Genomic DNA, 21,972 nt, shown 5'->3' on the forward strand with positions numbered 1-21,972 from the left:
CGTCAGGTCCCGGAGGCGCCGTTGATCTCCGATTCGGACACCGCCCCGTCGGACAACCCCCAGGTCTCCAGGATCTCGGCGTAGGTGCCGTCCTCGATCAGCGACTGCACTGCGGCCTGCAGGGCCTCGCTCAGCCCGCTCTCCTTGCCCACCACGTAGCCGTAGGGGGCCGCGTCGTAGACCTCGCCGGTCAGCTCCAGGGCACCGTTGCTCTGCTGGACGGCGTAGGCCATGACCGGGGAGTCGGCCAGCACGGCCTGGGCCTGGCCGAGCGTGACGGAGTTGGTGGCCTGACCCTGGTCGTCGAACTGGAGGATGTCGATCGCCTCCTCGCCCGCTGCGGTGCACTCCTCGGACCGGGCGGTGAGCTCCTCCAGCTGCACGGTCCCGGTCTGGACCGCGACGGTGAGGCCGCAGGGGCTCTCCGGGTCGACGTCCCCGCCGGCGGCCTGGGCCCACTGCGTCCCGGCCTCGAAGTAGGTGATCATGTCCACCACCTCCTCGCGCTCGGCGTTGTCGGTGAAGGAGGACACCCCGACGTCGTAGCTGCCGCTCTGCACGCTCGGGATGATGTTGTCGAACGTCGACGCCTGGTACTCCGCGGTCAGGCCGAGCTTGCCGGCGACGGCGTCGAACAGGTCGATGTCGAACCCGACGATCTTGTTCGCGTCGTCCTGGAACTCGTTGGGCGCGTAGGTGGGGTCCGTACCGACGGTGAGAGTGCCGCGTTCGGCGATCCCGTCGGGCACCAGCCCGGCGAGTTCCTCGTCCTGTGTCACCGCCGCGCTGGGCGCACCCGATCCTTCGGACGCGGTGTTGTCAGCGCACGCGGCGAGGCTGGTGACGCTGAGGGCTCCAGCGGCCAGCAGGCCCCAGACGCGCAGAGATCGGGTCGACACGGTGCAGCTCCTTCGAGGGGGTTCGTTCCTGGGAAAGTAACCCCCCGCTGCTGCCTGCAGGTAGCTGGCTGCTCGATCGTGTTGCACGACCGTCACCATGCCGGGGGCGGGAACCGGCCGGCGGTCCCCGATGTGATCACGGTCCGTGCTCTTCCGGCGCGTCGCCGTGATCGCGGCTGGTCAGCGGTGCACTCTCCACACACCGTCCAGGGGAGGGCTCCTCGTGCCAGGAACCGGTTCGTCGCGGTCTCGGGTGCACACGCGCACGGCGCGGGTCGCCGATCTGCCGGCGGTGCTCGCGCTCGTGCGCCAGCACCGGGCCGACGCGCACGCCGAGGACGTCCTCGCCGGGCACACCCGCCTCAACGCGGCGGCCTCGGGCTTCCGCCGGCTGCTCGAGGACCCGGAGCACCGCGTCGTGCTCGCCGTGCTGCCCGGCCCGAACCCGGCGGCGGGGGGCGCCGGCGGCGAGGTTCCGGTCGGACTCGCCGTCCTGGGCCTCGACCCGCTCTCGCTGGTGCTCGGCAATCCGCAGGTCACCGTCGACACCTTCGTCGTCCACCGCGAGCACCGGCGCCGGGGGGCGGGCGCGGTGCTGCTCGCGGCCGCAGCCCGCTATGCCGAGGAGACCGGCGCGGCGCACGTGGTGGCGGCGGTGGCCGGCCACGAGGCGGAACGGCAGCGGTTCTTCGCCCGGATGGGCTTCGCCCCGTTGACGACGCGCCGGATCGTGGGCCTGGACTCGCTCACCCGGTCCCTCGCGGCGTGGCAGCGCAGCGGCCTGCCGGTCCCGGCGCCGCGACGGGCACTCAGCTCGCGCCGTCGTCCCGCCCCGCGCACGCTGCGCGGTGTCGGGGTCGCCGCCGAGGGGTGAGCCCCCTCAGGCCGGCAGGATCATGCAGGTCAGCCGGCCGCTGGCGGTCGGCCGGCCCTGGTCGTCGCGGACGTCGATGAGGAACGTGGCCAGGGTGCGGCCGCGTCGCACCGGAGTGCAGACCGCCGTGACGACGCCCGAGGTCGCCGGCCGGATGTAGCTGGCGTTCAGCTCGACGCCGACCGCCTTGCGCTCGGGGCCGGCTCCGAGGGCAGCGGCCCACGAGCCGATCGTCTCCATGAGCGCGCAGGTGGCGCCGCCGTGCACCCGCCCGAAGGGCTGCTGGTTCCCCTCGACCGGCATCGTCGCCACCAGCCGGTCCGGAGTGAAGTCGATGATCTCGATGCCCAGCTTGTCGTCGAGCGGACTGCTCGCGCCCGCCGGGGCCCAGGACGGGGGAAGGGTGCTCACCCCGGCACGGTAGCCAGTGCGCTGACCCGACCGATCCGGCGCGACCCGACCGGCCCTCGACCCGGGCAGATCCGGTCCGTCGGTCCCCGCACCTAGGATCGGCTGCGATGTCCGCTCCGGTCTCCGCTCCCGCCCCCTCGACCGCCCCCACCAGCTCGGGGCCGCGCCCGCGGCTCCTGCTGCTCGACGGTCACTCGCTGGCCTACCGGGCGTTCTTCGCCCTCCCGGTCGAGAACTTCTCCACGACCACGGGGCAGCCGACCAACGCCGTCTACGGCTTCACGTCGATGCTGATCAACATCCTGCGCGACGAGCAGCCGACGCACCTCGCCGTCGCCTTCGACGTCGGCCGGAAGACCTTCCGCAGCGAGATCTTCGCCGAGTACAAGGCCAACCGGTCGGAGAGCCCGACGGACTTCCGCGGCCAGGTCAGCCTCGTCCAGGAGGTGCTCGCGGCACTGCACGTCCCGGTCATCACGGCCGAGAACTACGAGGCGGACGACGTCATCGCGACGCTCACCGTGCAGGCGGTGGAACAGGGCATGGACGTGCTCATCGCCACCGGCGACCGGGACGCGCTCCAGCTGGTGAACGAGCACGTCACCGTGCTCTACCCCCGGAAGGGGGTGTCGGACATGACCCGCTTCACGCCCGGGGAGGTGGAGACCAAGTACGGGCTCAGCCCGGCGCAGTACCCCGACTTCGCGGCGCTGCGCGGCGACCCGAGCGACAACCTCCCGAGCATCCCGAGCGTGGGGGAGAAGACCGCGGCCAAATGGATCCGTGAGTACGGCTCGCTCGACGCGCTCGTCGACCAGGTCGACACCGTGAAGGGCAAGGTCGGGGAGAAGCTCCGCGAGCACCTCTCCTCGGTGATGCAGAACCGGCGGCTGACCGAGCTCGACCGCTCCGTCCCGCTGCCGATCGGCCCCGCCGAGCTCGCCGTCCAGCCGTGGGACCGCAACGAGGTCCACACCCTCTTCGACAACCTGCAGTTCCGGGTGCTCCGCGACCGGCTGTTCGCCACGCTCACCAGCGCCGAGCCCGAGGTCGAGGGCGGCTTCGCCGTCGCCATCGATGCACCGCCGAAGGGCGAGCTCGGCACGTGGCTCCGGGAGCACACGGCGACCGGCCGCACCGGCCTGATCTTCCGCGGCTCGTGGGGCCGCGGCACCGGGTCCCTCGACGGCATCGCGCTCGCGGCCGCCGACGGGCACGCCACGTTCGTCGACCTCGGCCCGGCTCTGGACGTCGCCGACGAGCAGGCGCTGGCGGCGTGGCTCGCCGACCCCGCCGTGGCGAAGGCCGTGCACGAGGTCAAGGGCCCACTGCTGGCCATCTGGGCGCGGGGCTGGGAGCTGGCCGGCGAGACCAGCGACACCGCCCTGGCTGCCTACCTGGCCATGCCCGGCCAGCGGTCCTTCGACCTCGCCGACCTGGCCGTCCGCTACCTGCGTCGCGAGCTCAAGGACGCCGCCGCCGAGGAGGCCCAGCTCACCCTCGACGGTCTGGGCCCCTCGGAGGACGACCTGGCCGCGGAGGCCGCCGCGGTCGACCTGCTGAAGTCCGCCGCGGTCAAGGACCTCGCGGCCGCCCTCGAGCCGATGCTCGAGGAGCGCAGCGCCGGCCGGCTGCTCACGGAGCTGGAGCTGCCGCTCACCCGCGTGCTGGCCGCCATGGAGGCGCGCGGCATCGCCGCCGACGTCGACTACCTCCGCGAGCTGCAGCGCGAGTTCGCCGACGGCGTCGCCGCTGCCGCGGCCGAGTGCTACGCGGTGATCGGCCGGGAGGTGAATCTCGGTTCGCCCAAGCAGCTGCAGACCGTGATCTTCGACGAGCTGGGCCTGCCCAAGACGAAGAAGAACAAGACCGGCTACACGACGGACGCCGACGCGTTGACGTGGTTGTTCGAGCAGACCGGGCACCCGTTCATGGAGCACCTCCTGCGCCACCGCGACGTCACGCGGCTGCGCACGGTCATCGACGGCCTGCTGCCGATGGTGGACGACGTCGGCCGCATCCACACCACGTTCCAGCAGACCATCGCGGCCACCGGCCGGCTCTCCTCGACCGATCCGAACCTGCAGAACATCCCGATCCGCACCGCCGAAGGGCGCCGGATCCGGCAGGCGTTCGTCGTCGGCCAGGGCTTCGAGTCGCTGATGACGGCGGACTACAGCCAGATCGAGATGCGGATCATGGCCCACCTGTCGGAGGACGCCGGACTGATCGAGGCGTTCACGTCGGGGGAGGACCTGCACTCGTTCGTCGCCTCCCGTGCGTTCGACATCCCGATCGAGGACGTCGACCCCGAGATGCGCCGCCGGATCAAGGCGATGAGCTACGGCCTCGCCTACGGACTCTCCGCCTACGGGCTGGCGCAACAGCTGCGGATCACGCCCGAGGAGGCGCGCGGCCAGATGCACGCCTACTTCGAGCGCTTCGGCGGCATCCGCGACTACCTGGACGGCGTCGTCGACGACGCACGGCAGACCGGCTACACCGAGACCACCCTCGGCCGCCGCCGCTACCTGCCGGATCTGACCAGCGACAACCGGCAGCGGCGGGAGATGGCCGAGCGGATGGCGCTGAACGCGCCGATCCAGGGCTCGGCCGCCGACGTCATCAAGGTCGCCATGCTCAACGTGGAGAAGGCGATCGCCGCGGAAGGGCTGCGCTCACGGATGGTCCTGCAGGTGCACGACGAACTCGTGCTCGAGGTGGCCGACGGCGAGCGGGAGGCGTTGGAGGCGCTGGTCCGCCGCGAGATGGCCGGCGCCGCGGAGCTGTCGGTGGCGCTCGAGGTGTCGGTCGGATTCGGCCCCAGCTGGGACGCCGCAGCGCACTGACCGTGCCGACCGTCATCCTCGCCCACACCGGGCAGCTCGACCGGTCGACCCTGGCCGCCGCCCGACGGCTCCTCGACGAGGCATTCGACGGCGAGTTCTCCGACGCCGACTGGGACCACGGCCTCGGAGGCATGCACGCCTGGCGTTCGACGCGGAGAGGCTGGTCGCGCACGGCTCGGTGGTGCAGCGCCGCATGCTGCACCGTGGGCGGGCACTGCGGGCCGGGTACGTCGAGGCCGTTGCGGTGGCCGGACCCTACCGGCGGCGGGGGCTGGCCTCGGCGGTCATGGCGGAGCTCGAGCAGATCATCCGTGGTGGCTACGACCTCGGGGTGCTCAGCGCGTCCGATGCCGGCGCGGCGCTGTACCTCTCCCGCGGCTGGACCTTGTGGCAGGGACGCAGCGCCGCGCTGACACCGACGGGTGCGGTGGCCACCCCAGAGGAGGACGGCTCCCTGTTCGTCCTGCCGGTGACCGTCGACCTCGACCCGGCGGTCGAGTTGATCTGCGGCTGGCGTGACGGCGACCTCTGGTAGCTAGTCCCGTTTCGCGCAGACCAGGATCAGCGTGCCGGGGACGAGCGCGCCGCGGGCGGGGGACCACTGGCCCCAGTTCTCCGTCCGGCCCGGCGTCCACTCGGGTTCGACGAGGTCCTCGAGCACCAGGCCCGCGCCGACCACGGCGCGCACCCAGTCACCGACGGTCCGGTGGTGCTCCACGTAGACCGTTCCCCCCTCGTCGTCCGTCTCCACGTACGGGGTCCGGTCGAAGTAGGAGGAGGCGATCTGCAGGTCCTCGGGATCGGGGGAGTCGGGGAACGGCCAGCGCATCGGGTGGTTGACGCTGGCCACGAACCGGCCGCCGGGCCGCAGCACCCTCGCCACCTCCCGCAGCGCGCCCTCGACGTCGGCGACGAACGGCAGCCCGCCGAACGCCGAGCAGGCGATGTCCACCGCACCGTCGCCGATCGGGAGGGCGCCGACGTCGGCCTGCACCAGCGGGACGTCGATCCCGGTCGCCCGGTTCAGCTCCGCTCCGCGGGCCAGCATCCCGGCCGACAGGTCCAGGGCCACGACGTCGGCGCCCTCTCGCCGCAGCCAGCGCGCGCAGGGCGCCGACCCGCACCCGAGCTCGAGGACCCGCCGGCCGCGGACATCCCCGAGCAGCCCGGCGTCGGCCTCGCGAAGCCCCTCAGGGCACCAGAGGAAGTCCGCGTCGCCGAGGTCGTCGCCGTGCTCGGCCAGGTAGGCGGGAGCCGCCGCGTCCCACCAGCGGCGATTGGCCCGCATCGACTCGGCGTCCCCGGCCGGGCGGCGGGCCACGCCCCCCGCCGCCGGATAGCCGTCGCTGCCGAGCGGGAGACCGGAACCGGAGGGTGGGAGGGCGCTCATGACACGCCGATCGTGACACGCCGACCGCCCCCGAGGCCCCGCCGACCCAGGTGGACCCTGCGATCCGATCGTCCGTACCATGGGGAGTGCGCCAGAGGTCTGTCGCGTTCCTCCCCACAGGGGAACGCACGCGCCGGCTCTCCCCGCTGTTCATCCCCGCGGTCGTCCGGCCGCGGGTGGTCCTGTCCCTACACATCCCCCGTCCGGAGCTACCAACCACATGACCTCCACCCAGGTCCGTCCTTCCAGCACCCCCCAGATCGCGATCAACGACATCGGCTCGGCCGAGGACTTTCTCGCCGCGATCGACCAGACGATCAAGTACTTCAACGACGGCGACATCGTCGAAGGCGTCATCGTCAAGGTCGACCGGGACGAGGTGCTGCTGGACATCGGCTACAAGACCGAGGGCGTCATCCCCTCGCGCGAACTCTCCATCAAGCACGACGTCGACCCGCACGAGGTCGTCAAGGTCGGCGACGAGGTGGAAGCCCTGGTTCTCCAGAAGGAGGACAAGGAAGGGCGGCTGATCCTCTCCAAGAAGCGCGCACAGTACGAGCGCGCCTGGGGCACGATCGAGGCCAAGAAGGAGGCCGACGAGGTCGTCGTCGGCACCGTCATCGAGGTCGTCAAGGGCGGCCTCATCCTCGACATCGGCCTGCGCGGGTTCCTCCCCGCCTCGCTGGTCGAGATGCGCCGCGTCCGCGACCTGCAGCCCTACGTGGGCCGCGAGCTCGAGGCGAAGATCATCGAGCTCGACAAGAACCGCAACAACGTCGTCCTCTCCCGTCGTCAGTGGCTGGAGCAGACCCAGTCCGAGGTCCGCAGCGAGTTCCTCAACAAGCTCGCCAAGGGCCAGGTCCGCACGGGGGTCGTCTCCTCGATCGTCAACTTCGGTGCGTTCGTGGACCTCGGCGGCGTCGACGGTCTGGTGCACGTCTCCGAGCTGTCCTGGAAGCACATCGACCACCCGTCCGAGGTGGTCGAGGTCGGCCAGGAGGTCACCGTCGAGGTTCTCGACGTCGACCTGGACCGTGAGCGGGTCTCGCTGTCGCTGAAGGCGACGCAGGAGGACCCGTGGCGTCAGTTCGCCCGGACCCACCAGATCGGTCAGGTCGTCCCGGGCAAGGTCACCAAGCTCGTCCCCTTCGGCGCGTTCGTGCGCGTCGACGAGGGCATCGAGGGCCTGGTGCACATCTCCGAGCTGGCCGAGCGCCACGTGGAGATCCCCGAGCAGGTCGTGCAGGTCGGCGACGAGATCCTGGTCAAGGTCATCGACATCGACCTCGACCGCCGTCGGATCTCGCTGTCGCTCAAGCAGGCCAACGAGGGCGTCGTCGGCGACGAGGAGCAGTTCGACCCGGCCGCCTACGGCATGGCCGCCTCGTACGACGCCGAGGGCAACTACCTCTACCCGGAGGGCTTCGACTCCGACACCGGCGAATGGCGCGAGGGCTTCGACGCCCAGCGCGAGGAGTGGGAGAAGGCCTACGCCGACGCCCAGGCCCGCTTCGAGGCGCACCGCAAGCAGATCGCGGCCGCCAAGGAGGCCGACGCCGAGGCCGCCGCTGGGACGAACTACTCCAGCGACGACGCCGACGCCGCCGGTGGCGAGTCCGCCGGCGTCAGCGCCGGTGGCACGCTCGCCAGTGACGAGGCGCTCGCCGCCCTGCGGGCCAAGCTGGCCGGCGGAGAGTAAGCGCACACGATCTGAACCACAGAGGCCCGGAACCGTTCTGGTTCCGGGCCTCTGTGTTTCATGCCTGTGTCGAGGGCACGCGAGAGGGGCCCCGGACGACGTCCGGGGCCCCTTCTGCGTCGCTCAGAGGCTGAGGATGATCGCGAACGCCGTGCGGGGGCGGCCACCGGCGCCGGCGAGGAAGCTCCACGTGTGCCGGCCGGTCGGCGGGACCTGGAACAGCCACTGGAGGAACGAGCTGCGGTGGGCGGGCGCCGGGCGCTGGAACTGCATCCGCTCGCGCACGGCCGGCAGGTCGGCGACGCGCACCCCGGTGGGCGAGCCGAGGCGGTGCCGGCCGGCACCGCGGCGGGCTGCGCTGGTCGACGGGGAGCCAGCAGGAGTGGAACGGGACATGATCGGGTCTGCCTCTCTCGGCGGGGGAAGATCGCCGCGTCGGACGTTAGGTCGTGTGACTGGTGTGACTGGTGCGACGCGCCGGGCGCGTCGGGCGTGCGTTACCGCTCTGTGACCACGTTCGGCTGGACCGCCCGCTCGACGCAGGCGCCGTCGGCCCCGATGGCTACTGTCCGTACGTGCTGCGCATCGGGCTGACCGGCGGGATCGGATCGGGCAAGAGCACCGTGTCGGCGCTCCTGGCCGAGCGGGGGGCCGTCGTGATCGACGCCGACCGGATCGCGCGCGAGGTGGTCGAGCCCGGAACACCCGGCCTGGCCGCGGTGGTCGAGGCGTTCGGAGAGCAGGTGCTGACGGCCGACGGGTCCCTGGACCGCCCTGGCCTGGCCGCGGTCGTCTTCGCCGACCCGGCTGCCCGCAAGCGGCTCGACGGCATCGTCCACCCGCTGGTGCGGGCACGGTCCGCGGAGCTGGCCGCGGCGACGCCCGAGGACGCCGTCGTGGTGCACGACGTCCCGTTGCTGGTCGAGTCCGGTCAGACGGGCTCCTACGACCTCGTGCTCGTGGTCCAGGCCGACCTGGAGACCCGCGTCCAGCGCCTGGTCCGGCGCGGACTCGGCGAAGCGGACGCCCGGGCGCGCATCGCGGCCCAGGCCGACGACGAGCAGCGCCGTGCGGTGGCCGACGTCGTGGTGGACAACAGCGGCACCGAGGCGGAGCTGGCGGCCCAGGTGGACCGCTTCTGGGCCGAGCGGGTCGAGCCGGCCGTCGGCTGAGCCCCCTCCTGCGGGTTCAGGCGCGGGTGTCCAGCGGCAGCCAGGCGAGGACGTCCTGGATGCGGTCGTCCCAGTAGGCCCAGTCGTGGTCGCCCGGCCCGAAGTCGGCCGCCACCTTCGCTCCGGCGGCGACGAGCTCGTCCCGGAAGGCGACGTTGTCCTCGATCAGCATGTCCTCGGTGCCGCAGCAGATGTAGAGCGCCGGCAGGTCGTCGACGTCAGCCCCCTCGAGCAGCCGGCGGAGGTCGTCCTCCGCGGTCGGTCCCCGGTTCCCGAAGATGCGCTCGAACATCCGCGGGTCCTCGGGGCGCTCCCGTCCGGTGCGCAGGCCCGCGACGTCGACGGCACCCGACAGGCTCGCGGCGGCCGCGAACCGCTCGGGCTGCCGCAGTGCCCACTTGAGCGCGCCGTACCCGCCCATCGACAGGCCGGCCACGAACGTGTCCTCCCGGCGGTCCGAGACCCGGAACAGCGAGCCGACCAGCTCGGGGAGCTCCTCGCTGAGGAAGGACCAGTAGCGGCCGCCGTAGGCCTGGTCGGTGTAGAAGCTGCGGTGCACCTGCGGCATGACCACCGCGAGTCCGAGCGGGGCGGCGTATCGCTCGATGGACGTACGGCGCAGCCAGATCGTGTCGTCGTCGCTGAGGCCGTGCAGGAGGTACAGGACGGGTGGCGGGCCGTCCGACGTGGCGCCCTCCATGCCGATCTGCGTCGTGGTCCGCTGCGGCAGCAGGACTGTCATCGACGTGCTCAGGCTCAACGCCTCGGAGAAGAAGTCGCAGCGCAGGTGGACCATCCGCTGATCCTGCCCGGGGCGGGGGAGCCGACGCACGTGGAATCCGGGGCGACGGCGATCGCGGCACCGGGGCCCGGAACGGCGAGAGCCCCAGGTCGGTGACCTGGGGCTCTGCTTGTGGGCGATACTGGGATCGAACCAGTGACCTCTTCCGTGTCAGGGAAGCGCGCTACCGCTGCGCCAATCGCCCTTCCCGGTCGTGCGACCGGACCCACCTCCACGCTCGTGCTCCGCGGAGGAGACGAGGTGGAGACGGGATTTGAACCCGTGTAGACGGCTTTGCAGGCCGTTGCCTCGCCTCTCGGCCACTCCACCGCACACGGGCCCGGGTCTCTCGACCAGGGCCCGAGGTTCCGAGCGGATGACGGGATTCGAACCCGCGACCCTCACCTTGGCAAGGTGATGCTCTACCACTGAGCCACATCCGCGCTGTGTGCAGAACTCTAACCGACGTGCCGGACCGCTCCAACCAGGGGGGTGTCTCCGCGCGTCCCGGATCTCCGCCCGTCGCCGCGAAGAGCCAGGTCAGCGGCCCGGTGAGTCCGTCCCGCCGTTGGTGAGCAGCACGTGCAGCTCGTCGTCGAGGTCCAGCAGTGCGCTCTCGGTGCCCGACGGCACGAGTGCCTCGGTGTGCCGGAGGAAGGCCGCGACGGCCGCCCGGGACAGCTCGAACAGTGCCTCTCCGGACGGCGCCCGCAGGTGGAGGAACAGCACGTCGGTGGAGGCGTGCGCCGGCCACAGCCGGACGTCGCCCTCGCCGGCGGGCCCCTCGAGGCCGGTCTGGAGGAGTTCGCGGCTCAGCAGCCAGGCGATGCCGCCGTCGTCCGGGTCCACGACGCCGTTCCCGTCGCCGACGTCACCGAAGGCGATCCGGACGGCGAACGGGTCGGCCGCGTCGTAGCAGAGCAACGCCGGCACCTCGGTCCACGACTGCGGACCGACCAGCTGAAGGGTGACGGGGCAGGAGTACCCGGTAGTCCATCGGCTCGGCATGTCAGGTCAACGACCTTCGCGTCGATCGGGTACGTCCCATTGCACTTCCTTCACACCAGTCACACCGGCCACACGGCCGGCCACGTCGTCTCCCCGGCAATGCCCGAACCAGGGGTAGGTGAACCGTACGGCGGGGTGATTGCGAAGGACGCATGTGACCATGGGAGCCGTGAGTCCCCCGGTGCGGCGTCCCGAGGACCCCGCCGCGGACGCCGAACTGCTCCGGCGCATCCGGGCGGGCGACCGGACGGCCGTCGCCGATCTCTACGAACGGTTCCGGCGTCCGGCCTTCGCGCTGGCGCGTCGCATCCTGGCCGACGAGTCGCTCGCGGAGGACGTGCTGCAGGAGGCGTTCCTCAGCGTCTGGCGCGATCCGGCCGCCTACGACCGGGCGCGGGGAAGCTTCTCCTCCTGGCTGCTGGCCGTCGTCCACCACAAGGCGGTGGACGCCGTCAGACGCGAGGAGTCCCAGCGCCGTCGGCAGACCCTGGCCGAAGAGGAACTCGCGCTGCATGAGCCGGTGGCGACACGGGACGTGGAAGAGGAGGCCTGGACGCGTGTGGTCGCCGAACAGGTGCGAACGGCCCTCGGGTCGCTGTCCCAGCCCCAGCGTGAGGCGCTCACCCTGGCGTACTACGGCGGCTACACCCAGCGGGAGGTGGCCGCGCTGACCGGGGCACCACTGGGCACGGTGAAGACGCGGATGCTCGTGGGCATGCGCCGGCTGAAGGCCGCCCTCGGCGACGCGAGCGGTGCCGGTCCGGCCGGTGGTGCGCTCGGCCGGGCGTCCTCCGTCGACGGGCAGACCCGATGACCGGCAACCGGGGCGGGGAGCCCATGCCCGACCACGAGACCCTCGACGAACTGGCGGTCGGCTGGGCCCTGCACGCCCTCGAGCCGGAGGACGAGGCGGTGTTCGCCCTCCACCTGCCCGGTTGCGCCCGGTGCTCCGCCACCGTGGCCGAGACGACCGAGGTGATGGGTTCGATGGCCCTGGACCTCCCGCAGGCCGAGCCCTCCCAGGATCTCCGCTCCCGCCTGCTCGCGGCCGTGGAGACGACGGAACAGCTGCCCGCGCAAGCCGTTCCTGCGGCGCCGTCGCAGGGCGCCCCGAGCGGTGCCCAGGAGCCGGCACCCGTGCGCTCGCTGCACCCCCGTGGGGAACGCTCCCGGTGGCGCCGCGCGCTGCCGGCCTCCCTCGTCGCCGCGGCGATCGCGGCGATCGTGGGCCTGGGGCTGTGGAACGTCTTCCTCGCGTCGTCCCAGGAACGCCTCGAGGAGACCGTCGCGTCGCAGGAGGAGGTGATGGCCGTCCTTCTGAGCCCCGGCCAGGCCACGATCGCCCCTCTTCAGCAGGTCGACCCGAAGGGCGGCACGGTCGCCACCGTGGTGGCGCGCGACGACGAGTTGCAGGTGGTCACCAACGGGCTGTCGGTGAACGACGCCGACGCGACGACCTACGTGGTGTGGGGGATGGGGGAGGGGTCGCCGACACCTCTCGGCACCTTCGACGTCACCCGGTCACAGATGGACGTGCGGCCCGTAGGCTCCCGGTCGACCGACCTCGACGGCTTCTCGATGTACGGCATCAGCCTCGAACCCGGTCAGGAGGCCCCGCCGGAACCGACGGTGGTCGTCGCGACCGGGGAGGTGGCCAGCTGAGCAAGCCGGAGACCGCCGCCTCGACGACGCGTCCCCAGCCCGACAGCAGCTCGGCGCGTCCTGGGCGGGGGAGCGGCACGGCTCGTCCCGGACGGGAGAGCAGCGAGGCGCGGCGCGCTCGGTACGAGGCGGACGACGTGCACAGCCTCCGGGAACGGGTGGCACGGTCGAGGTGGCGACGGCGGCTGGCGTCGCGCCGCACCCTGGACCACGGCTACCGGGTGTGCGTCGGCATCGTCGGCGGCGCGATCGTCGCCCTGGGCCTCGTCACCATCCCGCTGCCCGGTCCGGGCTGGCTGACGGTCATCGCCGGCCTGTTCGTGCTGGCGACCGAGTTCCTGCTGGCCGAGCGTCTGCTCGAGTTCACCAAGCGGCACGTGAAGCGCTGGACGGACTGGGTGAAGGGCCGGCCGGTGTGGGTCCGGGTGCTCATCGGGCTGGCGACGGCGGCGTTCGTCTACGGCATCCTCGTGGTGACCCTGCACGTGACCGGCGTGCCCGGCTGGGTGCCGGGGTGGGTCCCGCTCTGGCGCTGAGCGTCTGGCACAATCGGACCCGCTCGGGCGATTGGCTCAGTGGTAGAGCGCTTCGTTCACACCGAAGAGGTCACTGGTTCGAACCCAGTATCGCCCACCCGACGCAACGCCGGGCCGGCTCCGTGACGGAGCCGGCCCGGCGTTCGACGTACGGGCGTCAGTAGCCGGCTGCGGCGCAGGCCGAACCCACGCGGGCGTCGTCCTCGGTCAGGGCAGCATCCAGGTACGAGGGGTCCTCGCCGCTGCTGACGGCATCGGCGGTCAGTTGCAGGTTGGCCGACATCGTCTGCACGTCCTGGACGAACGCGGCGTCCGAGGTGGTGGCTGCCGCGCCCTCGATCGTGGTGCGCACGTCGGTGACGAGCAGCGCGTACTCCTCGGGGGTGCTGATCGTCGCCACGTTCGAGTCGAACCCGATCAGGGCCGGGGCGATGACCTCACACGCCGCGAGGACCCCCTGGGGGTCCTCGCCCGGTCCCTCGGCCACGGCAGCGGCCTGCGTCTCCTCGGCCGCGACCGTCTCCGCGGCCTCCTGGACCATCGCGAACGCGAAGACGACGAGCGCCAGCGTGATGAGCAGGAAAACGATCGACAGGATCAGCCCGGCGATGGCGAGTCCGCGGCCACCCTCCCGGCGCTTCCTGATCTGGCTGAGGCCGATGGCGCTGAACACGATGCCGAGCGGGCTGAAGACGAAGGCGAAGATCAGGCCGAGGATGGCCATCGTGTTGGTCTTCTGCGGGCCGGGCGCGTGGGCGGGAGCGCCCTGGCCGTATGCCGGCTGCTCCTGAACTGCCGACTCGTACGGCGTCTGCTGCGTCACGTTGCTGTCCTCCGAGGGTGCGCCGGCCGACGTGGCCGGCATGGGATGTCGCCGGGACGGTAGGTGGGGACCGGTGTCGCGCGGCTCCGCAACAGGCCGAGTTGTCCGGATCGAGGCTCCCGCTCGTCCCGCCCGCTCCAGCGGACCCGCGAGGCGCATGCGCCGCACCGCCTCGGCATGGACGATGGAGGCGATGGCACTCAACCGGGCCGACCGGCTCCGGGCGGCGGTGCAGCGGGACGGGCCCACCTGCATCTGGTGCGGTCGCGGCTTCAGCGGGCTGGTCGCACCCACCACCGAGCACGTCGTCCCCCGGCTCAAGGGCGGGCCGTCCTGGCTGGAGAACGAGGTCGCGGCCTGCCGCCGGTGCAATTCAGAACGCGGCCATCGCGGCCCGGTGGAGTGGCTGGAGGAATGCCTCGGCCGCGGGTGGCGCCCGGACGGGCAGCGGCTCGAACGCTCCTTGGCCCGCCTCGCCGAGGCGATCGGCCGGGAGGGCGGGCAGCGCCGGGCGCGCCCCTACCTCGACGCTCAGCTGCGGCGGCTGCGACGACGGGCCGCCGGCCCGGCCCTGATCTCGGCGTCCCGCCCGGCGCAGAGTTCCGCTCCGCGGGCGCCGGCCCTCGGACCGACCGCGGACCGCAGCTCAAGGGCGGTGGGTAGCGTCGTGGACGTGGTGCACGCGGGACGGCGAGTGGTCGGACGGCTCGAGCAGGTCTGGGTCTACCCCGTGAAGTCCCTGGCCGGGACTCCGGTGGCGACCGTCGAGATCGGTCCGGCCGGGCCCCGCGGCGACCGCGCCCATTCCGTCGTCGCCGCCGACTCCGGCGAGCCGGTCCGGGCCAAGCACTCCCCGGTGCTGGCGACGCTCGTGCCCACCGGCGACCTGCCGGCGGACGAGCGGGCCATCGGGGCGGCCCTGGGCCGTCCGGTGCGGCTGCAGCCGGCATCGGGCGGGTCCGCCGCCGACGTCGCTGCTGTCCACCTGGTCTCCCGGCAGGCCATCGACCGGGCCGCGGCGGGTGAGGTCCCGGAGGGCTGCTCGGCCGACGATCCCCGCGCCAACCTCCTGCTCTCCCTGCCGGACGGCGACGACGAGCGCGCCTGGGTGGGGCGCCTCGTGTCGGTGGGCGAGGTCGTCCTGGAGGTGACACGGACGCCGAAGCACTGTCTCGGCGTCTACGCGAACGTGCGTTCCGGCGGCGTGGTGGCCGTCGGGGACCCCGTCCTGCTCTGATCGCCCGCCGTGCCGAGGACCTGCACCGTGGTTCCGGCAGTCCTGGCCGTCCTGTTGCTGACCGCCTGCGCGGGGGCGGCCGGGTCCTCCGCGGACCCGTCGTCGGTGCCCGCTGCTCCGGACAGCTTCACGTTGGTCGCGACCGGGGACGTGCTGATCCACCAGGACCGCGCGCTCACCTCCGGCGCACGGCAGGGCGACGGTACCTACGACTTCTCGGGCGTGCTGGCCGCCGTCGCCCCGATGATCGGCGCGGCCGACCTGGCCATCTGCCATCTGGAGACGCCGGTCGCACCGCCCGGCGGCCCGTACCGCGGCTATCCGAGCTTCGCCGTCCAGCCGGAGATCGCCGACGCGCTGGCCGGGGCGGGGTACGACCTGTGCTCCACCGCCTCCAATCACTCGCTGGACGACGGCACCGACGGGCTCGCGCGCACGCTCGAGGCGCTCGACGCGGCGGGGATCGCCGCGACCGGCACCTATCGCACGGAGCCGGAGAGCACCGAGCCGCGCATCGTCGACGTCGACGGCATCCGGGTCGGGCACGTGGCGGCCACGTTCGGCCTCAACGGCGTGCCGCTCCCGGCCGACCGGGAATGGTCGGTCGACGTCGCCGACGTGCCCGACGTGAGCGCGATGCTGGCCGCCGCTGCCCGGGCGCGGGACGCCGGCGCGGAGGTCGTCGTCGCCAGCCTGCACTGCTGCCTCGAGTACGACAGCGATCCGACACCGGCGCAGGAGTCCGCCGTCCGCAGCCTGCTCGCCTCGCCGGACGTCGACCTCGTCCTCGGTCACCACGCACACGTCGTGCAGCCCATCGAGGCGATCGCGGGGGAGTGGGCCGCCTACGGCCTCGGCAACCACGTCGCCGAGCACGCCACCCGCGGCTATCCGACGGAGGACTCGGTGCTGGCCCGGTTCACCTTCACCCGCGGGGACGACGGCCGGTTCACCGTCACGTCGGCCGAGGCGGTGCCACTGTCGATCGTGCTGGCCCCGGACCAGGTGACGGTGCAGCCCGCCGACCCGGCGACCTTCGAGCGCGTCGCCGCCGTCCTCGACCGGCGGGGAGCCGTGGCGGCGGGACTGGGCATCGTCCCGGGCTGACCGCAGGGGGCGCACTACGCTCGGGGGGCCGTTTCCGCACCGACCCTCCAGGAGTTCCTGTGTCCACCGCGCCTTCGCCGACCGTCGCCGCCCCGATCGGGGTGCCGGCCGGGACCACGGCGATGCAGGCGCTCAAGGACGCCGGGGTGCCGCTCAAGGGCCCGGACGGCGCGGTCGTCGTGCGGGAGGTCGCGACCGGTGACCTGAAGGACCTCACCTGGGCCCCCGACGCCGACGCCGACGTCGAACCCGTCCCGGCCGCCAGTCCCGACGGGCGCGCCGTCATCCGGCACTCGGCCGCTCACGTGCTGGCCCAGGCCGTGCAGGAGCTGTTCCCCGGCACCCGCCTGGGCATCGGCCCGCCGGTCGAGAACGGTTTCTACTACGACTTCGACCCGGAGCGGCCCTTCACACCCGAGGACCTCACCACCCTCGAGAAGAAGATGCAGGAGATCGTCCGCGCCGGGCAGAACTTCGCCCGTCGCGAGATCAGCGACGCCGACGCCAAGGCCGAGCTCGCGCACGAGCCGTACAAGCTCGAGCTGATCGGGCTCAAGGGCGGCGAGGCCGCGTCCTCGGATGATGGCGCCTCCGTCGAGGTCGGCTCCGGCGGGCTGACCATGTACGACAACCTCGACGCCCGCACCGGCGACCGCGTCTGGACCGACCTGTGCCGCGGCCCGCACCTGCCGCGCACCAGCACCATCCCGGCGTTCAGCCTCACCCGGTCGGCCGCCGCCTACTGGCGCGGCAGCGAGAAGAACCCGCAGCTGCAGCGCATCTACGGCACCGCCTGGGAGAGCAAGGACGCCCACAAGGCCCACCTCGAGCGGCTGGCCGAGGCCGAGCGCCGCGACCACCGGCGTCTCGGCGCCGAGCTGGACCTCTTCAGCTTCCCGGACGAGATCGGCTCCGGGCTGGCCGTCTTCCACCCCAAGGGCGGGGTCATCCGGCGGGAGCTGGAGAACTACAGCCGCCAGCGGCACGAGGAGTCCGGCTACTCCTTCGTCAACAGCCCGCACATCAGCAAGGGTCAGCTGTTCCAGACCTCCGGTCACCTGGACTGGTACTCCGACGGCATGTATCCCGCGATGCACCTCGACGAGGAGCGGGACGCCGACGGCCACGTCCGCCGGCAGGGGCAGGACTACTACCTCAAGCCGATGAACTGCCCGATGCACAACCTGATCTACCGGACCCGCGGGCGGTCCTACCGGGACCTGCCGCTGCGGCTGTTCGAGTTCGGCACGGTCTACCGGTACGAGAAGTCCGGGGTCGTGCACGGGCTGACCCGGGCCCGCGGGTTCACCCAGGACGACGCCCACATCTACTGCGCCCCCGAGCAGATGCAGGACGAGATCCGGTCGCTGCTGCAGTTCGTGCTGGACCTGCTCGCCGACTACGGCCTGAACGACTTCCACCTGGAGCTGTCCACGCGGAACCCGGAGAAGTCGATCGGCAGCGACGAGGACTGGGAGCGTGCCACCGACGCGCTGAGGGAGGCCGCGGAGGCCAGCGGGCTCGAGCTCGTGCTCGACCCGGGCGGCGCAGCGTTCTACGCGCCCAAGATCTCGGTCCAGGCCCGCGACGCGATCGGCCGGTCGTGGCAGATGTCGACCATCCAGGTCGACCTCATGCTGCCCGAGCGGTTCGACCTCGAGTACACGGCCGCCGACGGCTCGCGTCAGCGGCCGGTCATGATCCACCGCGCACTGTTCGGCTCGATGGAGCGGTTCTTCGGCGTCCTGACCGAGCACTACGCCGGGGCGTTCCCGGCCTGGCTGGCGCCGGTGCAGGTGGTCGGCATCCCGATCACCGACGAGCAGGTGCCCTACCTGCTCGACGTCGCCGAGCAGCTGCGCGCGCGGGGCCTCCGGGTCGAGATCGACGACTCCGACGACCGCATGCAGAAGAAGATCCGCACCGCCAGCAAGCAGAAGATCCCGTTCGTGCTGCTCGCGGGGGCCACCGACGCCGACGCCGGCGCGGTCTCCTTCCGCTACCGCGACGGGTCGCAGCGCAACGGCGTCCCGGTGGCCGATGCCGTCGAGCAGATCGCCGCGTGGGTGGCCGCACGGCACAACACCGACCCCACCGCCGAGATCCAGGTGGCGAATCCGTCGCCGGAGGCGGCCGGTTCCCCTGCGGAGCAGCGTTGACCACCCCCAACGACGACGGCGGTCCCGCGACGGTCTTCGATCACCTCTGGACGCCGTACCGCATGGCCTACATCCGCGGCGAGGGCAAGCCGACGGGAGCGCACGACTGCCCGTTCTGCGTGATCCCGACGATGGGCGACGAGGAGGGGCTGATCGTGGCCCGCGGGACGTCGGTCTACGCCGTCCTCAACCTCTATCCCTACAACGCCGGCCACCTGATGCTCGTCCCGTACCGGCACGTGCCCGACTACACCGACCTCACCGACGAGGAGGTCGCCGAGCTGGGCTCGTTCACGCAGACGGCGATGCGCACCGTGCGCGCGGTCAGCGGGGCGCACGGCTTCAACATCGGGATGAACCAGGGATCGGTGGCCGGCGCGGGCATCGCCGACCACCTGCACCAGCACGCCGTCCCGCGCTGGGGCGGGGACACCAACTTCATGCCGGTCATCGGCCTGACCCGGGTCCTGCCGCAGGTGCTCGCCGAGACCCGTGCGCTGCTGGCGGCCGCCTGGTCGCCGCAGACCGTCGCGGTCGGGGAGGCCTGAGTGATCAGCGGCTCCGCGCGGCCCGTGGTCGCCAAGATCGTCGCCCCGGTGATCGGGCGCCTGGCCCGGTCGGGTGTCACGCCCGACGCCATCACCATCACCGGCACGCTCGGGGCCGTGGCCGGCGCCGTCGGGCTGATCGGCACCGGGCAGCTGTTCTGGGGCGCCTTCACGGTCACGGTCTTCGTGCTGCTGGACATGCTCGACGGTGCCCTCGCGCGGGCGCGCGGCGGTGGCTCGCTGTTCGGCGCCGTCCTCGACTCCACCGGCGACCGCGCGGCCGACGTGGCGATCTTCGGTGCGCTGGTGTGGTGGTTCTCCGGGGCGGGGGACAACCGGCTCATCGTCCTGCTCGCGCTGCTCTGCCTCGTGCTCGGGGTGCTCACGTCCTACATCAAGGCGCGGGCCGAGGGTGTCGGGCTCTCCTGCGACGTCGGCGTCGCCGAGCGCACCGAGCGGCTGATCCTGGTCCTCGTGGGCACCGGGTTCAGCGGACTGGGGATCCCGTACGCCCTGCACGTGGCGCTGTGGGTGCTGCTCGTGGTCAGCGCGATCACCGTCGGGCAGCGGTTCCTCGTCGTCCGGCAGGCCGGCTCCGGACCTCTCGCGCCGCAGACGCCATGAGCGAGGCCGCCGTGCCGGGCCCCGTCGGGGTCGCCCCCGGCCTGCGGTCCCGGCTCACCGCCCGGCTCACCGACGCCGGCTTCGCCGCCGGGTGGGGGGCGGTGAAGCTCCTTCCGGAGTCGGTGGCCCGGGCGGCCTTCGACGGTGCCGGCCGCTGGGCCGCGGGCCGGGACGGCCGCGGCGTGCGCCAGCTCCGGGCCAACCTGCGGGTCGCCACCGGCGGCACGCTGGGCGAGGCGGACCTCGACGCGCTGACCGCCCGGGCCGTGCGCTCCTACGCGCGCTACTGGCAGGAGGCCTTCCGGCTGCCGGTGATCGAGCCCGGCCGGATCGTCGGGAACACCGTCACCTTCGGCCAGGAGCCGGTCGACCGGCTCCGCGCGGAGGGCCGGCCGATCGTCTTCGCGCTGCCGCACAGCGGCAACTGGGACGCCGCCGCCGTCTGGCTGGTCGACTGGCTCGGCGGTCCGTTCATGACGGTCGCCGAACGGCTCCAGCCGGAGTCGCTCTACGAACGGTTCGTCGCCTACCGCGAGTTCCTCGGCATCCGCGTGGTCCCGCTGACCGGTGGCCCGCGGCCCAGCAGTTCGGTGCTCACCGAGTGGGTGGCCGGCGGCGGCACCGTCTGCCTGCTGGTCGACCGCGACCTCGGCCGCACGGGCACGCCGGTCACCTTCTTCGGTCGCGCGGCCACCCTGCCCACCGGGCCTGCCCTCCTGGCGGCACAGACCGGCGCCGCGCTCGTGCCGGTCGTCTGCTCCTTCACCGACACGGGGTGGGCGGTGCACTTCTGCCCGGAGGTCCCGGTGCAGGGCCCGGGCCGGCTCCGGGACCGCGTGTCGACGGCGATGCAGGCGGTCGCCGACGCGTTCACCGCCGGCATCGCGCGGCGGCCGGAGGACTGGCACATGCTCGGGCGGATCTGGGCCGACGTGCCCCCCGATCCGCCCGCCCGGAGCCGGCGGGAGCCGGCCTGATGCGCATCGGCCTCGTGTGCCCGTACCAGTGGGACGTCCCCGGCGGGGTCCAGTACCACGTCCGCGACCTCGCCGAGACGCTGCGCGGGCTGGGGCACCACGTCGAGGTGCTGACGCCCGCGGAGCGCGAGGAGTCGCTGCCGGCCCAGCACGTCACCTGGGCCGGACGCACCGTACCCGTGCCCTACAACGGCTCGATGGCCAGCATGCAGTTCGGCCCCGTCTCGGCCGCCCGCGTGCGCCGGTGGCTGCGGGAGGGGCATTTCGACGTCGTCCACGTGCACGAGCCGGCCTCGCCGTCGGTCTCGCTGCTGGTCTGCATGATCGCCACGGGGCCGATCGTGGCGACCTTCCACGCGGCCACCACCCGGTCCAAGTGGCTGGCGGCGGTCGGGCCCATGGCCCGGCCGTGGCTGGAGAAGATCGCCGGCCGGATCGCCGTGTCGGACTTCGCCCGCCGCGTCCAGGTGGAGCACCTCGGCGGGGACGCGGTGATCATCCCCAACGGCGTGCACGTCGCTGCGTTCGCCGAGGGGCCGTCGCTGCCGGGGCACACCCGCGGGGTCGACGGGCCGACCATCGGCTTCCTGGGCCGCTACGACGAGCCGCGCAAGGGCCTGCCGGTGCTGCTCGACGCCATGCGCATCGTCGTCCGCAGGTACCCGGGGGCCCAGCTGCTCGTCGCCGGGCGGGGGGACCCGGCGGAGGCGCGGCAGCTGATCGGCGAGGACCTGCAGGCCCACGTGGCACTCCTCGGCGAGTTGTCGGAGGACGACAAGGCCGCGTTCCTGCGGTCGGTGGACATCTATTGCGCGCCCAACCTGCTGGGTGAGTCGTTCGGCGTCGTCCTCATCGAGGCGCTCGCCGCGGGGGCGCCGATCGTCGCGAGCGACCTGGACGCGTTCGCCCGCGTGCTCGAGCACGGGGACGCCGGCGTGCTCGTCCGCCGCGGCGATCCCGCGGCGCTGGCGCGGGCGCTGTGCGACCTGCTCGCGGACCCCGCCCGGCGGGCGGAGCTCACCGGGCGCGCAGCGGCGGTGGCGGCCGGGTACGACTGGGACGTGCTGGCCCGGCGCATCCTGACCGTCTACGAGACCGTCGTCCCCGCCGGCGGCGGCGAGGTGATGGCCGGGGAGGAGGACGACTTCTCCGACGACCCCCCGACTGGGACCGCAGCCTGGTTCCCCGGTCTGCGGCGGGGGCAGCAGTAGCCTGA

The 21,972-nt window shown here is 72.6% G+C and carries 22 protein-coding genes and 4 tRNA genes; 16 read left to right on the forward strand and 10 right to left on the reverse strand.

Annotated features, from left to right (window positions below):
* Nucleotides 1-2 precede the first annotated feature (2 nt).
* Complete coding sequence (locus E4P39_RS10315) at nucleotides 3-899, reverse strand: ABC transporter substrate-binding protein (protein ID WP_209306468.1); 897 nt, start codon at nucleotides 897-899, stop codon at nucleotides 3-5.
* A gap of 253 nt (nucleotides 900-1,152) precedes the next feature.
* Between E4P39_RS10315 and E4P39_RS10320 the strand changes: the two genes are divergently transcribed.
* A complete protein-coding gene (locus E4P39_RS10320; RefSeq protein WP_167761747.1) occupies nucleotides 1,153-1,773 on the forward strand; it encodes a GNAT family N-acetyltransferase in 621 nt (206 codons plus the stop codon).
* Between the two features lie 6 nt (nucleotides 1,774-1,779).
* Here the strand turns inward: E4P39_RS10320 and E4P39_RS10325 are convergent, their stop codons facing one another.
* Nucleotides 1,780-2,184, reverse strand: coding sequence for a PaaI family thioesterase (locus tag E4P39_RS10325; RefSeq protein WP_135136441.1), 405 nt, complete (start codon nucleotides 2,182-2,184; stop codon nucleotides 1,780-1,782).
* Between the two features lie 107 nt (nucleotides 2,185-2,291).
* Here E4P39_RS10325 and polA point away from each other — a divergent pair, with 107 nt between their 5' ends.
* Nucleotides 2,292-5,033 (forward strand): DNA polymerase I, encoded by a 2,742-nt coding sequence (gene polA / locus E4P39_RS10330; RefSeq protein WP_135136442.1) that lies wholly within the window; start codon nucleotides 2,292-2,294, stop codon nucleotides 5,031-5,033.
* Nucleotides 5,034-5,142: 109 nt separating this feature from the next.
* Nucleotides 5,143-5,568, forward strand: a complete 426-nt coding sequence (locus tag E4P39_RS10335) for a GNAT family N-acetyltransferase (RefSeq protein WP_280790847.1) — start codon at nucleotides 5,143-5,145, stop codon at nucleotides 5,566-5,568.
* Here the strand turns inward: E4P39_RS10335 and E4P39_RS10340 are convergent, their stop codons facing one another.
* Nucleotides 5,569-6,423, reverse strand: coding sequence for a class I SAM-dependent methyltransferase (locus tag E4P39_RS10340; protein ID WP_135136443.1), 855 nt, complete (start codon nucleotides 6,421-6,423; stop codon nucleotides 5,569-5,571).
* Nucleotides 6,424-6,643: 220 nt separating this feature from the next.
* Here E4P39_RS10340 and rpsA point away from each other — a divergent pair, with 220 nt between their 5' ends.
* A complete protein-coding gene (gene rpsA / locus E4P39_RS10345) occupies nucleotides 6,644-8,122 on the forward strand; it encodes a 30S ribosomal protein S1 (protein ID WP_135136444.1) in 1,479 nt (492 codons plus the stop codon).
* A 123-nt stretch (nucleotides 8,123-8,245) separates the two neighbouring features.
* Here rpsA and E4P39_RS10350 read toward each other — a convergent pair whose 3' ends face one another.
* Nucleotides 8,246-8,518 (reverse strand): hypothetical protein, encoded by a 273-nt coding sequence (locus E4P39_RS10350; protein ID WP_135136445.1) that lies wholly within the window; start codon nucleotides 8,516-8,518, stop codon nucleotides 8,246-8,248.
* Nucleotides 8,519-8,697: 179 nt separating this feature from the next.
* Here E4P39_RS10350 and coaE point away from each other — a divergent pair, with 179 nt between their 5' ends.
* Nucleotides 8,698-9,294, forward strand: coding sequence for a dephospho-CoA kinase (gene coaE / locus E4P39_RS10355; protein ID WP_135136446.1), 597 nt, complete (start codon nucleotides 8,698-8,700; stop codon nucleotides 9,292-9,294).
* A 16-nt stretch (nucleotides 9,295-9,310) separates the two neighbouring features.
* Here coaE and E4P39_RS10360 read toward each other — a convergent pair whose 3' ends face one another.
* From E4P39_RS10360 to E4P39_RS10380, 5 genes are all read right to left on the reverse strand, one after another.
* Entirely contained in the window at nucleotides 9,311-10,090 is a 780-nt protein-coding gene (locus tag E4P39_RS10360) for an alpha/beta hydrolase family protein (RefSeq protein ID WP_135136447.1), read from the reverse strand.
* A gap of 118 nt (nucleotides 10,091-10,208) precedes the next feature.
* Nucleotides 10,209-10,280, reverse strand: a tRNA-Val gene (locus E4P39_RS10365).
* Nucleotides 10,281-10,334: 54 nt separating this feature from the next.
* Nucleotides 10,335-10,405 (reverse strand) — tRNA-Cys (locus tag E4P39_RS10370).
* A 41-nt stretch (nucleotides 10,406-10,446) separates the two neighbouring features.
* Nucleotides 10,447-10,518, reverse strand: a tRNA-Gly gene (locus E4P39_RS10375).
* A gap of 97 nt (nucleotides 10,519-10,615) precedes the next feature.
* Nucleotides 10,616-11,083, reverse strand: a complete 468-nt coding sequence (locus E4P39_RS10380; RefSeq protein WP_135136448.1) for an SsgA family sporulation/cell division regulator — start codon at nucleotides 11,081-11,083, stop codon at nucleotides 10,616-10,618.
* 160 nt (nucleotides 11,084-11,243) lie between these two features.
* Here E4P39_RS10380 and E4P39_RS10385 point away from each other — a divergent pair, with 160 nt between their 5' ends.
* The 4 genes from E4P39_RS10385 (at nucleotide 11,244) to E4P39_RS10400 (ending at nucleotide 13,378) form a co-directional block, all read left to right on the forward strand.
* Nucleotides 11,244-11,897 (forward strand): sigma-70 family RNA polymerase sigma factor, encoded by a 654-nt coding sequence (locus E4P39_RS10385; RefSeq protein ID WP_245159756.1) that lies wholly within the window; start codon nucleotides 11,244-11,246, stop codon nucleotides 11,895-11,897.
* Nucleotides 11,894-12,745, forward strand: coding sequence for an anti-sigma factor (locus E4P39_RS10390; RefSeq protein ID WP_245159757.1), 852 nt, complete (start codon nucleotides 11,894-11,896; stop codon nucleotides 12,743-12,745). Before E4P39_RS10385 ends, E4P39_RS10390 begins: the two co-directional genes overlap by 4 nt.
* Nucleotides 12,746-12,903: 158 nt before the next feature.
* A complete protein-coding gene (locus E4P39_RS10395) occupies nucleotides 12,904-13,281 on the forward strand; it encodes a PGPGW domain-containing protein (protein WP_135136450.1) in 378 nt (125 codons plus the stop codon).
* 25 nt (nucleotides 13,282-13,306) lie between these two features.
* Nucleotides 13,307-13,378 (forward strand) — tRNA-Val (locus E4P39_RS10400).
* A 60-nt stretch (nucleotides 13,379-13,438) separates the two neighbouring features.
* On the opposite strand, the gene E4P39_RS10405 is transcribed toward E4P39_RS10400, so the two are convergent.
* Nucleotides 13,439-14,104 carry a DUF4190 domain-containing protein gene (locus tag E4P39_RS10405; protein WP_209306469.1) on the reverse strand — a complete coding sequence of 222 codons (666 nt, stop codon included), beginning with the start codon at nucleotides 14,102-14,104 and terminating at the stop codon, nucleotides 13,439-13,441.
* A 193-nt stretch (nucleotides 14,105-14,297) separates the two neighbouring features.
* Here E4P39_RS10405 and E4P39_RS22900 point away from each other — a divergent pair, with 193 nt between their 5' ends.
* From E4P39_RS22900 to E4P39_RS10445, 7 genes are read left to right on the forward strand one after another with little or no spacing between them, the layout of a single operon-like run.
* A complete protein-coding gene (locus E4P39_RS22900; RefSeq protein ID WP_245159758.1) occupies nucleotides 14,298-15,341 on the forward strand; it encodes an HNH endonuclease in 1,044 nt (347 codons plus the stop codon).
* A gap of 27 nt (nucleotides 15,342-15,368) precedes the next feature.
* Nucleotides 15,369-16,448, forward strand: a complete 1,080-nt coding sequence (locus E4P39_RS10420; protein WP_167761750.1) for a CapA family protein — start codon at nucleotides 15,369-15,371, stop codon at nucleotides 16,446-16,448.
* 59 nt (nucleotides 16,449-16,507) lie between these two features.
* Nucleotides 16,508-18,607: a threonine--tRNA ligase gene (gene thrS, locus E4P39_RS10425; protein ID WP_135136453.1), complete on the forward strand. Its 2,100-nt coding sequence runs from the start codon at nucleotides 16,508-16,510 to the stop codon at nucleotides 18,605-18,607.
* The gene (locus E4P39_RS10430; RefSeq protein WP_209306470.1) at nucleotides 18,604-19,155 is read left to right on the forward strand and encodes an HIT domain-containing protein; all 552 of its coding nucleotides are present in this window, start codon (nucleotides 18,604-18,606) and stop codon (nucleotides 19,153-19,155) included. Before thrS ends, E4P39_RS10430 begins: the two co-directional genes overlap by 4 nt.
* Complete coding sequence (gene pgsA / locus E4P39_RS10435; RefSeq protein WP_135136454.1) at nucleotides 19,156-19,779, forward strand: phosphatidylinositol phosphate synthase; 624 nt, start codon at nucleotides 19,156-19,158, stop codon at nucleotides 19,777-19,779.
* Nucleotides 19,776-20,756 (forward strand): phosphatidylinositol mannoside acyltransferase, encoded by a 981-nt coding sequence (locus tag E4P39_RS10440; RefSeq protein WP_135136455.1) that lies wholly within the window; start codon nucleotides 19,776-19,778, stop codon nucleotides 20,754-20,756. Before pgsA ends, E4P39_RS10440 begins: the two co-directional genes overlap by 4 nt.
* On the forward strand, nucleotides 20,756-21,967 hold the full coding sequence (locus E4P39_RS10445; RefSeq protein ID WP_135136456.1) for a glycosyltransferase family 4 protein: 1,212 nt from the start codon (nucleotides 20,756-20,758) through the stop codon (nucleotides 21,965-21,967). Before E4P39_RS10440 ends, E4P39_RS10445 begins: the two co-directional genes overlap by 1 nt.
* Nucleotides 21,968-21,972 lie beyond the last annotated feature (5 nt).

It is taken from the genome of Blastococcus sp. CT_GayMR19 (assembly GCF_004570385.1).
Taxonomy (GTDB): Bacteria; Actinomycetota; Actinomycetes; order Mycobacteriales; family Geodermatophilaceae; genus Blastococcus_B.

Coding starts and splice junctions, on each gene's coding strand:
- polA (WP_135136442.1), top strand. CDS start 2,292: ATGTCCGCTCCGGTCTCCGCTCCCGCCCCCTCGACCGCCCCCACCAGC.
- E4P39_RS10340 (WP_135136443.1), bottom strand. CDS start 6,423: ATGAGCGCCCTCCCACCCTCCGGTTCCGGTCTCCCGCTCGGCAGCGAC.
- rpsA (WP_135136444.1), top strand. CDS start 6,644: ATGACCTCCACCCAGGTCCGTCCTTCCAGCACCCCCCAGATCGCGATC.
- E4P39_RS10350 (WP_135136445.1), bottom strand. CDS start 8,518: ATGTCCCGTTCCACTCCTGCTGGCTCCCCGTCGACCAGCGCAGCCCGC.
- E4P39_RS10360 (WP_135136447.1), bottom strand. CDS start 10,090: ATGGTCCACCTGCGCTGCGACTTCTTCTCCGAGGCGTTGAGCCTGAGC.
- E4P39_RS10380 (WP_135136448.1), bottom strand. CDS start 11,083: ATGCCGAGCCGATGGACTACCGGGTACTCCTGCCCCGTCACCCTTCAG.
- E4P39_RS10385 (WP_245159756.1), top strand. CDS start 11,244: ATGGGAGCCGTGAGTCCCCCGGTGCGGCGTCCCGAGGACCCCGCCGCG.
- E4P39_RS10390 (WP_245159757.1), top strand. CDS start 11,894: ATGACCGGCAACCGGGGCGGGGAGCCCATGCCCGACCACGAGACCCTC.
- E4P39_RS22900 (WP_245159758.1), top strand. CDS start 14,298: ATGGCACTCAACCGGGCCGACCGGCTCCGGGCGGCGGTGCAGCGGGAC.
- E4P39_RS10440 (WP_135136455.1), top strand. CDS start 19,776: ATGAGCGAGGCCGCCGTGCCGGGCCCCGTCGGGGTCGCCCCCGGCCTG.
- E4P39_RS10445 (WP_135136456.1), top strand. CDS start 20,756: ATGCGCATCGGCCTCGTGTGCCCGTACCAGTGGGACGTCCCCGGCGGG.